General features: G+C 42.1%; 10 protein-coding genes and 1 rRNA gene. 7 read left to right on the forward strand and 4 right to left on the reverse strand.

Annotation, left to right across the window (positions count from 1 at the left end; genetic code table 11):
• A 16S ribosomal RNA gene (locus FTU39_RS03815) occupies positions 1-113 on the reverse strand; the annotation flags it as partial.
• Positions 114-659: 546 nt separating this feature from the next.
• On the opposite strand from FTU39_RS03815, the gene FTU39_RS03820 reads away from it, so the two are divergent.
• The 4 genes from FTU39_RS03820 (at position 660) to FTU39_RS03835 (ending at position 4,140) form a co-directional block, all read left to right on the forward strand.
• A complete protein-coding gene (locus tag FTU39_RS03820; RefSeq protein WP_180051749.1) occupies positions 660-1,583 on the forward strand; it encodes a VacJ family lipoprotein in 924 nt (307 codons plus the stop codon).
• 101 nt (positions 1,584-1,684) lie between these two features.
• The gene (gene gigA / locus FTU39_RS03825) at positions 1,685-2,653 is read left to right on the forward strand and encodes an RsbU family protein phosphatase GigA (protein WP_180051750.1); all 969 of its coding nucleotides are present in this window, start codon (positions 1,685-1,687) and stop codon (positions 2,651-2,653) included.
• A 113-nt stretch (positions 2,654-2,766) separates the two neighbouring features.
• Positions 2,767-3,294, forward strand: coding sequence for an anti-anti-sigma factor GigB (gene gigB / locus FTU39_RS03830; protein ID WP_004975187.1), 528 nt, complete (start codon positions 2,767-2,769; stop codon positions 3,292-3,294).
• Between the two features lie 21 nt (positions 3,295-3,315).
• Positions 3,316-4,140 (forward strand): carbon-nitrogen hydrolase family protein, encoded by an 825-nt coding sequence (locus tag FTU39_RS03835; protein ID WP_154320390.1) that lies wholly within the window; start codon positions 3,316-3,318, stop codon positions 4,138-4,140.
• 80 nt (positions 4,141-4,220) lie between these two features.
• Here FTU39_RS03835 and gspE read toward each other — a convergent pair whose 3' ends face one another.
• A complete protein-coding gene (gene gspE / locus FTU39_RS03840; RefSeq protein WP_180051751.1) occupies positions 4,221-5,708 on the reverse strand; it encodes a type II secretion system ATPase GspE in 1,488 nt (495 codons plus the stop codon).
• Between the two features lie 102 nt (positions 5,709-5,810).
• Here gspE and FTU39_RS03845 point away from each other — a divergent pair, with 102 nt between their 5' ends.
• Both FTU39_RS03845 and FTU39_RS03850 read left to right on the forward strand, forming a co-directional pair.
• Positions 5,811-6,632 (forward strand): hypothetical protein, encoded by an 822-nt coding sequence (locus tag FTU39_RS03845; RefSeq protein WP_004975182.1) that lies wholly within the window; start codon positions 5,811-5,813, stop codon positions 6,630-6,632.
• Positions 6,633-6,641: 9 nt separating this feature from the next.
• Positions 6,642-7,565: a mechanosensitive ion channel family protein gene (locus FTU39_RS03850; RefSeq protein WP_096902425.1), complete on the forward strand. Its 924-nt coding sequence runs from the start codon at positions 6,642-6,644 to the stop codon at positions 7,563-7,565.
• A 48-nt stretch (positions 7,566-7,613) separates the two neighbouring features.
• On the opposite strand, the gene FTU39_RS03855 is transcribed toward FTU39_RS03850, so the two are convergent.
• Positions 7,614-10,625 (reverse strand): DUF2339 domain-containing protein, encoded by a 3,012-nt coding sequence (locus FTU39_RS03855; protein WP_180051752.1) that lies wholly within the window; start codon positions 10,623-10,625, stop codon positions 7,614-7,616.
• 182 nt (positions 10,626-10,807) lie between these two features.
• Between FTU39_RS03855 and polA the strand changes: the two genes are divergently transcribed.
• Positions 10,808-13,567, forward strand: coding sequence for a DNA polymerase I (polA, locus tag FTU39_RS03860; protein WP_004975176.1), 2,760 nt, complete (start codon positions 10,808-10,810; stop codon positions 13,565-13,567).
• A gap of 162 nt (positions 13,568-13,729) precedes the next feature.
• Here polA and FTU39_RS03865 read toward each other — a convergent pair whose 3' ends face one another.
• Positions 13,730-14,299: a YggT family protein gene (locus FTU39_RS03865; RefSeq protein WP_004975174.1), complete on the reverse strand. Its 570-nt coding sequence runs from the start codon at positions 14,297-14,299 to the stop codon at positions 13,730-13,732.
• Between the last annotated feature and the right edge of the window lie 29 nt (positions 14,300-14,328).

The raw sequence follows: 14,328 nt of genomic DNA on the forward strand, positions 1-14,328 counted from the left end.
TACTCACCCGTCCGCCGCTAGCTCAGTTACCGAAGCAACCTCGCCCGCTCGACTTGCATGTGTTAAGCCTGCCGCCAGCGTTCAATCTGAGCCATGATCAAACTCTTCAGTTAAAATCATTTTGAAGCTTTAATCTAAACTTCCAAATCTGGCTCATCAATTTTCTGACTTAAATTTCGCTCAAATAAACTTCGAGTAATTTAAACCAATCAATCAATGAAATATCTTCGATCAATCAATCAGTAAAAATCCACACAAGTTGTTCTTCATAATCTCTTAATGATCTTCTCGATGCTTCGTCAGCATCAAGCTAGGTCGGCTATATTACGCTTTATTTCTAAAGTGTCAACTGGTAATTTAAATTATTTTAAACTTTCTCTCTAAAACTCAACTCAATTACTCTTAACCAAGTCATTGTTTTATCAGAAGTTTTAATCCTCATCACCGCCGATGGATGTGCATTATAGGGCAAATATTTTACCTTGCAAGACTTTTTTCAAAGGAAATATATCGGGTGTTTATTTTTTGTTCATTTTTGCTTTTTCTACACACATTTTGAGCAAATTTGCTTTAATACATCGTTTCAATTAACTGTTACTATATACCCATCGGCGATATAACAGCTTTTGCTTACTCAGATTTAAGCGCTAGGATTCTTTATGTATCAACAAAAATATCTTTGGGTGTGCCTTGTTTCTTTAGGATTCATCACCTCAACACATGCGACAATGCCTTCTACTGAAGAAGTTGCTCAAGAAGAAACTACTGAAGTTATTGCGGCAGATTCATCTTCTGAAACTAAAAGTAGTCGTTTGAATGCGCTTAAAGAATTAAAAAATGTAAAAGCCAAAGATTTAAAAGTGAATGCAAATGCTGCACAACCCGATGAAGTCAAAGACCCACTGCAACCTTTGAACCGTCAGATTTATGCATTCAACGATATGTTAGATCGTAATATCGCGCGTCCACTTGCGGTTCAATATACAAAGAAAGTCCCTGGTGAAGTGCGCGGGTCATATCGTCAATTTCGTAAAAACTTAGGTGAACCTTGGAATGCAGTCAATCAACTGATTCAAGGTCGTCCATTACGTGCAGTTAAAACTCTTGGACGTTTTAGTTTAAACACCATCACCACTTTAGGCATGGCTGACCCTGCACGTCGTTTAGGTTTAGACACTGAAGAAGAAAATTTTGGTACAACACTGGGCTATTATGGCGTACCATCGGGGCCTTATGTCATGTTGCCAATTTACGGCCCAAGTACTTTCCGTGATGGTTTTGGAACGCTAGTAGATGGTCAGGCTCGTCCTCAAAAATATATTTTAGATGGCAATGACCGTTTATATTGGTCTGAGCAAGTCATGCGTGGCCTAGATACACGCTCTCAACTTTTAGATGTAGAACAAGTTTTACAAGGCGATAAATATGCGGCAATCCGGGATATTTATTTGCAACGTAAAAACTTTGAAATTGCAGAAAAGAAAGGACTAGATGCCGAAAGTATTTCTTTTGTGGATGATGAAACCGAAGAGTTTTTTGATGATCAAGAAGAAATAAATCTGCCTGATGAAAGCAAAGAATAATTTGTAAAACATTTTACTCAAGGTGAGTTTTTACTTTCCTTGAGTATTCAGGCATTGTTATAGTAACGCTTTGTTTAGGTTCAGGGTCAACATAAGCCTCTATGTATTTCATTCAACCCACACGTGATATTCCATATCTAGAACAGGTGCTCGACACACTTCCTAGTGTGCAAATGATTCACATAGATGACATCAGTTTGTATGACCCAACCATTATTGCCATTGCCGATGTGCAAGACTATTTAACCCATCAATGGAATTTACCCACCATTGTTTTAGCCTTTGAAGATGAAGGCACGGCATTGGTACAAGCATGGGAACAAGGTGCTTTAGCAGGTTGGTTGTGGAGCCGTTTACCTGAAAATCCACCACAAGCCTTACGCAAAATAGACGCACAATATAAACGCAATCAAGACAGCCGCGACTTACCTTCAGCTGCTGAACTACAAAAAAAATTACTGCCCAATCCTATCGAACTGTACAACTACCGTGTAGATACGTTATTTAAGCCTTCGGCTTATTTGTCGGGCGATTGGTTTGATTACTGGAAAATCAGTGATAAAGAAATCATGTTCTATTTAGCCGATGTCTCTGGGCATGGTGTAACTAGTAGTTTACTAACGTCTTGGATGGCTGCATTTCATGGTCGCTCCAAAACACCACGCGAACTGATTAAGAAGCTGAATGGCATGTTGGTTCAAGAAAATATTGAAAAGCATATCACCATGATTAGTGGGATTTTAAATATTGAAACCCACGAACTGCGTTGGTCGAGTGCGGGGCATTATCCACCTGCCATTATTATCGAACCCAATCAAGCACCTAAAATTTTAAATACCAGTAGTTTTCCTTTGGGACTGACTGAAGATTTAGAAGTTGAGGAATTTGAGTGCGTATTAAATAAACAGGCGCGGTTTATTATCTGCTCCGATGGTGCGTTAGAACCTTATAGTGGTGGTTTGAATGAACAGTTTGAACAATTGGTCTTTCACTTGCAAAATCAATCATTCCAAGCCCCCGATCATGTAGCAGATGATATTGCGATCTTGAGTTTGTGTCGAACAAAATAACCAATAAATCAGCCAGTTAACTTCTCAACCCAAGATATACGACTGTAAGCCACTTGAGTCTATATAGTCGCTATGGGATAATTATCTAATCCTTCTCTGCAAATGGCATTTATATGTCAACAGGTCATGTTGAATATGCAAGTTTGAATGGAACGCATATCTTTAAGCTTTTTGGCGAAGTGCGTGCCCAATCTTGTATTAGTCTAGACAAACTACTCAGTAAAATTGAACAGCAATCTAATGTGGTGGGTGCAATTGTAGATTTAACCCAAACTACATTTATTGACAGTACAGTTTTAGGTGTATTGGCTAAGCTAGGCTTAAAACTGAAACAAATCCATAACATTCAAGCAGTTATGCTATCTACTAATCCAGACATTACTACGCTCGCCAATAGCATGGGCTTAGGACAGGTGTTTGTGATTTTAAATTACTGTGGTGACCCAACTGTCTGCACGCGTGAGCTGGTAGAAGAACACGTCACGCATAGCAATATGCTCACTACGGTATTAGATGCCCATAAAACCCTCATGAAGCTGAATGAAAATAACCAAAATATGTTCGAACCTTTGGTGAAACAGCTACAAAAAGAACAAGATAATCTCGATCAATGTGCTGAGCAAAATCAGCAGAACGCTTGATCTTCACTCAGGAATGCTTTGATGACTTTACTTTCTGTTGCTCAAATGAACTCACAAAATGATATTGAGGAAAACTTCAAAATCATTGAAACATTGATTCAACAAAGTAAAGCCGATGGTGCAGAACTGATCGTTTTTCCAGAAAACTTTGTTTGCTTTGCAGCAGGCAAACAATGCGAAACCGCGGCACAGTTTGAAAGTATTCAACAGCGTTTGGAACAGCTTGCACATCAATATCAAATCTGGATTGTGGCGGGTACATTGCCCTGCCCATATCGCCCTGATGGTTCAACAATTGCAGATGGTCGTGTGCGTACGATCAGTTTATGTATTAGCCCAGAAAAAACTGAAGCACGTTATGACAAAATTCATTTGTTTGATGTGCAAGTTGGTGACTCTGTTGGTGGTTATCAGGAATCTAAGTTTTTTGAACCCGGCTCTGAAGTCGTTGTGGCGAAAACACCGTTTGGCAACATTGGCTTAATGGTGTGTTATGACTTGCGCTTTCCTGAATTGGCCTTAACTTTACGTGCGCAAGGCGCCAATATTTTAACTGCGCCATCGGCTTTTACTTACACCACAGGTCAAATGCATTGGCAATTGCTCTTGCAGGCGCGTGGCATGGACAGTCAATGTCAGGTTTTAGGTGCAGCCCAACAAGGTTGGCATGGTGAAAAACGTCAGACTTGGGGACATTCAGGCGCTGCCAATTCACGCGGACAGTTATTGTCAATGGTGCAAGACGAAGGTACGCAACTGATTACAGTGCCCTTTGATTTAGATGAACAAAGCAAAATTCGAGAGTCGATGCCGTTAATGCAGCATCGTCGTTTATTGCAATTTTAAAATTGAATTTCAATAAAAAGGGTTGATCAACAATATAGTGATCAACTCTTTGTATTTCTTATCTTAACCTTACTTTTTAGCTATTCAGCCGCTTCATTGGTCACGCGCAGCACTTCTTCCAAAGTGGTTTTACCTGCCAATACCTTACGCAATCCATCTTCACGAATCGAACCTGATTGCTGTCGTGCATAATCTTCCAGTTCATATTCCGCGGCATTGCCATGAATCAAACGGCGCATTGCTTCATCCACAGGGACAATTTCATAAATTGCAGTCCGCCCAGTAAAACCTGTATGTGAGCAATGTTCACAGCCTTTCGGTTGCGGAAGTTTTAAATCGCTTGCATCGGTCACACTTTTAAAGAGTTCTTGTTCAAAGTCATCTGCAGCATGCCATGTGGCGCAGTGCGAACATAAGGTGCGCACTAAACGCTGTGCGATCACCCCAATTAATGAACTTGACAGCAAGAACGGCTCGATGCCCATATCTTTTAAACGGGTGACTGCACCAATGGCCGTATTGGTATGTAGGGTAGACAGTACCAAGTGACCAGTTAAGGAAGCCTGCACTGCAATTTCGGCGGTTTCTAAGTCACGAATCTCCCCCACCATCACCACATCTGGGTCTTGGCGCAGCATGGCTTTTAAAGCACGAGCGAAGGTCATATCCACTTTGGTATTGACCTGTGTTTGCCCAATCCCTTCAAGTTGATATTCAATCGGGTCTTCTGCAGTCAAAATATTTTTAGAACCGTCATTCAGGTCTGACAAAGCTGCATATAAGGTCGTAGTTTTACCCGAACCTGTCGGCCCTGTAACCAAAATAATCCCGTGTGGTCGATGTACCAGTTGCTTTAAGCGCTCATAATCATTTTGCATCAGCCCCAAGTGCGTCATGTTTAAACGACCTGCTTGCTTATCCAGCAAACGCATTACCACCCGCTCACCATGCGAAGATGGCAGCGTTGACACACGTACATCGACCTCACGACCTGCTAGTCTGAGCGAAATACGACCATCTTGAGGGATACGTTTTTCGGCAATATCCAGTTTTGCCATGACTTTAATACGTGACACCAATAAAGGCGCAAGTTCACGGCGCGGTTGCACGATTTCACGCAACTGACCATCGACCCGCAAACGGACTGACAGTTTTTTCTCAAAAGATTCGATATGAATATCCGATGCGCCAACCCGAATCGCTTCAGACAGTAAAGCATTGATTAAACGTACAATCGGTGCATCATCTTCCTGATCCATCAGGTCTTCTGCTTCAGGAACTGAATCTGCCAAACTAAGCAAGTCAGGGTGATCTTCCAATCCCGCAGCGACTTGCTGCGACTCGCCTGTATCACCTGCAAAACTGCTGCTTAATAATTGGTGAAATTCCTGATCGCTACAAAGTTGATGCTGTGCAGGATACCCCAAAAAACGACGCGCCTCCTGAATGGCAAGCATCGGCGTATTTTCACGACGTACAATAAAGGCATGATCGCCCTCATAACGAATTAACACCCCATGGCGTTTGGCAAAGCTATACGGTATTTGTAATTGTTTCAGTACTTGCATCAGCGATTATAATAATGATGAAAAAATTTAATTTGAGTGTACTCTAAGCGTATGACAGCGTGAAGTCTGTTTTCGCTGATTTATCAAGAAAGGGATAGGCCATTGTCACAAAATCATGAGATTTCAGAAACTGATTCGGCTAAATTAAAATGGTGGGGTGACTATGAGTTTGAGCTCAATCGTCCTAAAACGTGGCAATTTGGCTCACTCTTAGTACGTTTGACCCGTGGTATGCAAGAATGGCGTTTGGAATATTATCGCCCGCAGGTTCAATACGATTATGAACAGCAATGGCATAACATTGATGATCCTGAATTTGCCTTTCCACAACCTGTGAAAATTGAACGCTATATGTTCAAATCTACACAAAGTAAATTACAGCTCATGCCTCGTTTGGCAGACCGTTCAGTGGTGATTAAACCTGTCGATCCAATTTATATTCCTGCGGGGCAACGCGGCACCTTATATATCAGCACACCGTTGTGGATGTCTGCCTTTGTCGATGGTCAACGTGAACCCATTTTTGATTTGCCGATTATTCGCCCGAAAGATACTTGGTTTGGCCCCAATCATCGTACAGGTGAAATTTGCTATGCCACAGCAGTCGATGGCCGTACCGAATTACATCAATTAAAACCACGTGCATTTCGTGCCGTCACGCCGATTGAATTTCACAACACCAGCAATCAACAATTGCGTTTTGACCGAATGAATGTGCCTGTGCCTGCGCTGCCTTTATTTTTCAGCGAAAGTACAGGTCGTTTATGGACTTCACAAATTAAAGTGATGCATGAAGGTTTAGACCGCCCGCCACGAATTCGGATTGAAAATCGCACCCCGCCACATGCAGGTGAAGTGACCTATTTGCAACCACCGCGTGAAACGGCAGGTGCTTTATTTAATATGTTTGATTCATTTTTCTAAGAGGATGTTATGGCAGATTCCAATATTTCCAAAGAAATCACCAACAGCCTCAAAGGAATTTTTACCAGTATCAATACAGATCGTCTGACCGAAATTTTGGTCGCAATTGTATTGTCTTTGATTGGTTTCTTAATTGCACGTTTTGTTTCCAATACTTTTGTACGCACTATTGGCGCACGTTTTAATGCGCATCAACGCTTAGTTTGGCGACGCGGGATTTTTTACTTTATTTTCCTGCTGTTTGTGATGGCGAGCCTGAAAGAAGCAGGCTTTAAACTCAGCGTGTTTTTAGGTGCAGCGGGTATTTTAACCGTGGCTTTGGGTTTTGCCTCACAAACCTCGGCATCCAATTTAATTAGTGGTATGTTCCTGATTGGTGAAGGTTCTTTTGAAGTGGGCGATACCATTCAAATCACCCTGATTCGCGGACACACCATTGAAGGTGAAGTGATCTCAATTGACTTACTTTCAGTTAAATTGCTGACCCAAGACAATATTTATGTGCGTTTACCCAATGAACAATTGATTCGTGCACCCGTGCATAACTTGTCCAAGTTTCCAATCCGACGTGTGCCCATTACCCTCGCGATTAATTTTCACGAAGATATTATTAAAGTGCGTGAAGTGTTGCTCAGTGTCGCCAATCAATATCCGCTCGTGCTGTCTGACCCTAAACCCGCGGTGACAGTTACAGCTTTCCGTGAATCTTCAATTGAATTGTTGTTTGCGGTGTGGTGTCAGCAAGAAAACTTTTTAAAGGTACGTGATGAAATGCAGGAACGTATCCGTAATGGTTTCCTAGACAACCAAATCGAAATTCCTGTACCCAAAATGGGTTTTGTTGATCATCCTTTATCGCGCCCTTTAAATAATGAAGAACTTGATCAATATGCCAATGCCCAAGCACTGAAACGAGAACCTGACTTAAAGTAATCGTTTCAGTCTTCGACACTTTGCCTCTAACTAAACTTGAGGATCTGCTCAAGCTTTGGAAGACGGCGAAGTGTTGTTTTTTACGAGATCTGGCTCAGGAATTGGGGCAATATATGCAATCAGTAGCATACCTAAACCTGCAGCAAAGAATGACAGCACGCGCATTAAAGTTCCAATATTAGATAAATCTAAAAGCACCAATTTTAAGGTCACAATCACCAAAATACTGCTGCCTAAAATCCACAAGGCACGTAATTGTTTCAGACTGGCAATCCACATGGCGATACAAGCCAAACTCACCCAAAGCAAGGTCAAACTGAGCTGCACAGTGGCATCTTGCCAAACAGCAATTTGGTTGATTGGCGTTCCCAAATACAGATGTAAGGCACGTAATAGCACATAACTACTTAGCCACAGTAAACTCAAGACCATAATTACCGCTGCCAAGCCTTGGTCTAAATGGGTTTTGCGTTGCAGATTCAACATCCACAAAATAGCCACCAACATGGCTATACTAACCAAATCAAATGGATTCAAAATAGGCAGTACATAGCCGTAAAATGCGTGTTCAGTCAACAGTTGTGAACATAGCATCCACATCAACATGAAGATTAAATTGCTACGCGCATACCAAAATTTGCGCCAATCTGAATCCGGTTGTTGCCACCAACACCACGCCGCAAAGAGCAATGGTAAAATCACCACGCTGCTATACGGATGCTGTGGTAACAGCGTTAAACTCGCCATCGCCAAAATGGGTAACAGTCCTAAACTCAGCCATTCTTTGTCGCTGCGGACAGTCCATAAAGGACGCAACCACAACACACTGAGCACGCCTGCAAACAAGGCAAATAGCAGACGTTCAGTACCCGAAACCCAATGCACCGCTCCATCATAGCTACGGCTGAATAATAAACCTGCTGCAGTGAGCGAAACTGGCGTTAGACCTAACCATTTGGGCAATAGCCATGACCATGTCGCTTGACGAGAAAGTAGTACTTCGTTGATAAGTAAATAAATGACCACCACCGCCAAAAGCGTCTGTACGGTTGCAAGTTCTCCATCAAAGTAATCTAAACCTAACCATAGCCATAAACTGGTTGCAGACAACATCATTAAACACAGTACGCTCGTGGTTGCTGTGCTCAGTTGTTGTCTGAAAGCTGCACGGCTGTTGGAAAACGCCACAACCGTGGCATAACTTAGGCTCAGTACCCAATAAATACTGCGCTCGAAATAAGGCAACTCTACTAAATAATACAGCCCAGATAAGCCCGCTACGGCAAACAAACCTAGTGCCAAATAACGGCTAATTTTAGAATATTGAATAAAGGCAAAAATAAACACAGCCACGCCTTGTAATGCCCAACCAATGACACTCCATTGTTCAGGCAGTAAAATAGGTGGAATCAACACACTAAAAATCAGCATCAAACTGAAATAACTTTGTGCAATAAATTGTGTCTGCCGATGCTGTTTGGTCAGCCAATACAAACCTGCAAAAACCACCGCAAATAACAAACTAAAGGCTGCCTGCTCTGCTGTTTCTTCAAAATACATCAGATATAAACAGGCATAACCGACAATGGGTGCGCCAAAAATCAAGGCAAGGTCTAAAATAGGTTTCAGCTGAAACGTGGCGACATCTTCCTGTGCCAAAAGCTGACTAAAGCGAAAACCCAACCAAATAAAAATAGCCGCATGCGCCAAAACTAAAAGCGTTAGCACCTGCCGTTCAAAGATATAACCATGATAAAAGGCATAGCTGCCACCCACCACAACCGTCATTAAAAACGCAATTTGATTTAAATATTTCCACGGACGTAAACTACTTAAAATGGCAACCGAAATATTAATCAGCAAATAATAGGCAATAAATTCAATGGCTGTTGCATTACGAACAGGTAAAGTAAACGGTGCGAAATACGCAATCAGCATTGCCATGAGGGCAAGTTCGACTGATTGTTGTTTTAAACTCAGCCAGAGCGTGAGCAACATCACCACAATAAAACACAGACTGGCGATAGCTAAATTTGGAATGACCAAATTGTAATAGGCAAAAAATAAGGTCAGACACAGCCCAGCCAACCCCAAACCTTGCACACCCAAAGCAAAGCTGCGATTTTTGTTGCGTAACAGATAACCGAATACTGTCACTGCTGCACTCACGCCAGCAACGAACAAAAGTTTCACTGCCAAACTAAATTGCCAATGTTCAGTAGCAAAACGTAGCAGTAACACCACGCCTATGAGTAACACTACAATTGCTGCTTTTAATACAGGATTACCATGTATCAGCCATGATTGAGCTTGTTGCAATAAACTGTTACTTGATGAGCGCGACTGAGTTGCAAAAGGTGCAACAGACCTTGAGGATTTGGCTAAATCTGGAGCTGAATATTCTTGATGTAGATACTCTTGGTCTTGATATGGATAGGAAACTTGAGCTGCTTGTTCCCGAACAGAATTCGGCTCGCTCGATAATGTGGAATCAGATTGAATAGCGATGGTTTCAGGTTGAGAAGCGGTTGATATAACACCATCATCCACATTTGCCTTAACTGATGAAAGACTTGCATCAACTTCAGATGTATTGGCTAAAATATGCTCTGCGAATTGCGTTTGAACCTTTTTCTCTTGAGCATTGGTCTTTTGAGGATAGCTCTTTTGAGCATGCGCCTGAAGCTTAGCGGCACTTTGTAATTGCTGTAATTGATACAGTCCTTGCTCCAAACGCTGCAACCATCGCAACAACATAAAAATCCATGCACTTAAAGCAATAGATGTCAGTAAATACCAATCCAGCAATATTCCTAAAAAAGCAATAAAAGCGGCGATATATAAAGGAGTTTTAGAGCTTTGGCGTTGTACTTGTGACTGTGCATCCACAACCTGTTCCAGTGAGTTCTGCACTCGTCCCACAAAAAACATCACGCTGACCACCGCAGCAACTGCACAGATATAACTCAGCATCGGCACACCGAGCCACCATGCGCCAATTGAAATTATGATTAATAGCATGAACCAAATGATTCGAATTTCATTCTGCCCTGTCTGCATTGCTCTTCATTTTATTGATATTGTCATGGCTCCGATCATACAACAGACAGCACGATTCTGAATCAGGATTCATCAGCAATTCGGTAACTGTGCGTCTGCAACACTTGCCTTAAAAATCAGTTTCTGCGACAACTGCAAAAATCACGTACAATAAACTGCTTATTTGCAGAAGGAATCAATCCATGCCACCATTTGTCTTGGTCGATGGCTCATATTTTCTATTTCGTGCCTTTCACGCACTACCACCATTAACCACGTCAACTGGTTTACATACCAATGCTATTCGTGGCGCGATCTCTGCGATTCAAAAGTTGATGCGTCGTACTCAGCCTACTCACATGGCGGTAATTTTTGATACGCCTGAGCCGACTTTCCGTCACGAACTATCGCCAATTTATAAAGGTGACCGCCCAAGTATGCCTGAGGAACTTTCTCAGCAAATTCCATACTTACATGCTTTAATTCGTGCTTTGGGTATTCCACTTTACATGCTACCAGGCGCAGAAGCCGATGATATTATTGGAACTTTAGCCAAACGTGCCGAAGCCGAAGGACAGCAAGTACTGATTTCTACGGGCGATAAAGACATGGCGCAGTTGGTGACTGAAAAAGTTACCCTTGAAGACAGCTTCAAAGAAAAGCCAATGGATATTCAGGCTGTATTTGACAAGTTTGGCGTATGGCCGCATCAAATTATTGATTATCTGACCCTCATGGGTGATGCTTCCGATGGTATTATGGGCGTGCCTGGCATTGGCGCCAAAACTGCTGCAAAACTACTGACCGAATATGGCTCGATTGGTGCGATTTTAGAAAATGTCGATCATATTAAAGGCAAAGTCGGACAAAATATTAAAGACAATGCCGATGGCATCGCGCTAGATCATCAACTGGCCAGCATTGTTTGTGACCTTGATCTGAACTTTGGTTATGCCGATCTAAAACTACAAGACCCTAATGTTGAAGCCTTACGCAATTTATATACCGAGCTAGAATTCCGTAATCAATTACAATCGCTCGATCATCCAAATAATCCAAATAACAGCAATTATAAACAAGCTGCAAAAACAGTCGCCGCACCGACAGCCAATGAAATTGAAACTGAAGATCAAGCCACGCAAAGCAGTGTTGATGATCAACTCGGTGCAGCAACATACCACACCATTTTAGATCAGGCGCATTGGGATGCTTTGCTGCAACGCTTGCAAACTGCACAGCGTTTTGCCTTTGATACAGAAACCACCAGTCTGGATTATCGCGTTGCAGAAATTGTTGGTTTTTCTATCGCGTTCGATGCCAAAGATGCCTATTACGTACCTTTGGCGCATGATTATGAGGGCGCACCACAGCAGCTCAACCGTGATCAGGTTTTGGCACAAATCAAACCTATTTTAGAAAATAATGCGGTGGATAAAATTGGGCATCATTTAAAATATGATGCGCATGTGCTTGAAAATCACGGTATTCATTTACAAGGTTGGTATTTCGATACCATGTTGGCATCTTATGTGCTTAACTCTGTCGCAACCCGTCACGGCATGGATGATGTGGCACGCTTATATTTAAGCCACCTGACCACATCTTATGAGCAAATTGCAGGCAAAGGCGTCAAGCAAAAAACTTTCAATCAAATTGAAATTGAAACGGCTGCGCACTACGCTGCAGAAGATGCGCATGTTACGTATCGTTTATATGAAGTGCTGTCTGCGAAGCTACAAAAGCATCCTGAATTGGTCAATATTTTGCACAACATCGAAATGCCTGTGGCGCGTGTGCTGACCAGTATGGAAGAAAATGGCATTCAGCTTGATCTGAAATTTTTAGATCAATTGGGTGTCGATTTTTCCCAAACCATGCAAGATTTGGAAAACCAAATTGTAGAATTGGCAGGTGAAAACTTTAATGTCAGCTCACCGAAACAAGTGGGCGAAATCCTGTTTGATAAACTCGGACTCAAAGGCGGCAAGAAAACCGCAACAGGTCAATACAGTACCAGTGAAAGTGTTTTGGAAAAAATTGAGCATCCGATCAGTAGTTTAATTTTAGACTACCGTGGTTTATCTAAACTCAAAAGCACCTATACCGATGGCTTACTGAAACAAGCCAACAACGATACGCATCGAGTGCATACCAGTTATCACCAAGCTTTGACTGCAACAGGGCGTTTATCTTCTACTGATCCAAACTTACAAAACATTCCAATTCGTACCGAAATTGGTCGTCAAATTCGTAAAGCCTTTGTCGCACCTGAAGGTCGCGTGTTGTTGGCAGCCGACTACTCGCAAATCGAATTGCGTTTAATGGCACATTTTTCACAAGATGATGCCCTACTCGATGCCTTTAACCATGGACAAGACGTGCACCGCCGTACTGCGGCAGAAGTCTTGGGTATTGCCTTAGAAGACGTAACCTCAGATCAGCGTCGTCAGGCCAAAGCTGTAAACTTCGGTCTGCTCTACGGCATGTCGGAATTTGGCTTAATTCGTCAGCTTGGGTTTACCCGTGAAGAATCACAAAACTACATCAAGCAATACTTCCAGCGTTATCCGGGCATTTATGAATATATGCAACGTACCCGCCAAGTCGCGCTAGAACAAGGTTTTGTAGAAACTATTTTAGGTCGTCGCCTCTATACGCCAGATATTGCTGCACGTAATATGATGGTACGTAAAGCGGCAGAACGTGCGGCAATTAACGCGCCATTACAAGGCTCTGCAGCTGATATTATTAAAATGGCGATGATTGAAGTCGACAAAATGTTACCGCAAGCGCAAGCCAAAATGTTGCTGCAAGTACACGATGAATTGGTATTTGAAGTCGATGCAGATGCGGCAGATGAACTCGCGCCGAAGTTGGCAGAAGTCATGCAATCTGTGGTGGAAATTTCTGTACCATTGGTGGTGGAAGTCGGAAAAGGCAATAACTGGGATGAAGCGCATTAAAGTCGTTGCGCTCTCTTTTTCCAGCACCTTCCTTCGCCTAGAAGGAGGTCAGGATGCAGGTTATTTGTATTTCTGAAGACTCATTAAGGTCGTCAGCCCAAACTTAAACTACAAAAAAAGGACTCAAATCGAGTCCTTTTTAATGTTTTAGGATAATGCGACTTATAAGCCAGTCAGCAATACAATCGCTACCTGATTCATAATAATTTCAGCGATATATAAAGCCAAAAATGCAATAATTGGCGACAAATCAATCATGCCCATGTTCGGCAATAAACGACGAAATGGTGCTAATAACGGCTCTGCCAACTCTTGAATCACCTCAATATACGGGCCACGAGATTGAGTAAACATCACCACCCAACTCAAAATAATGGTGGCAAAAATCAAATAACGACAGAAACGGATTAAATCCTGAATCATGGTCACAAAAGTCAGAATCAGTAAGTGAATTGGACTATTCGGCATCGCACCATTGAGATACATAACACCAAAAATTTTGAGTAGATACAACACCACCAACAAAGCCAAGGCTGCAGAGTTAACTCGACCTTTGCCAACCGTTGGAAAAATACGTCCAAATACATCTACAATTTTGGTGGCTTTAATGGTTGAAAGCACCACAGGGTTATAAGGACTCACCGCTGCCAATTGCATTAAGAAACGGAAGAATACGAGCAAAATCGCTACGTTAATGATAATGCCAAAAATTAGCGCAGAATTTGCACCCATACTTAAACTTTCCTAAAATTTAAATTCAT

It is taken from the genome of Acinetobacter sp. YH12099 (genome assembly GCF_013419195.1).
Classification (GTDB): domain Bacteria; phylum Pseudomonadota; class Gammaproteobacteria; order Pseudomonadales; family Moraxellaceae; genus Acinetobacter; species Acinetobacter towneri.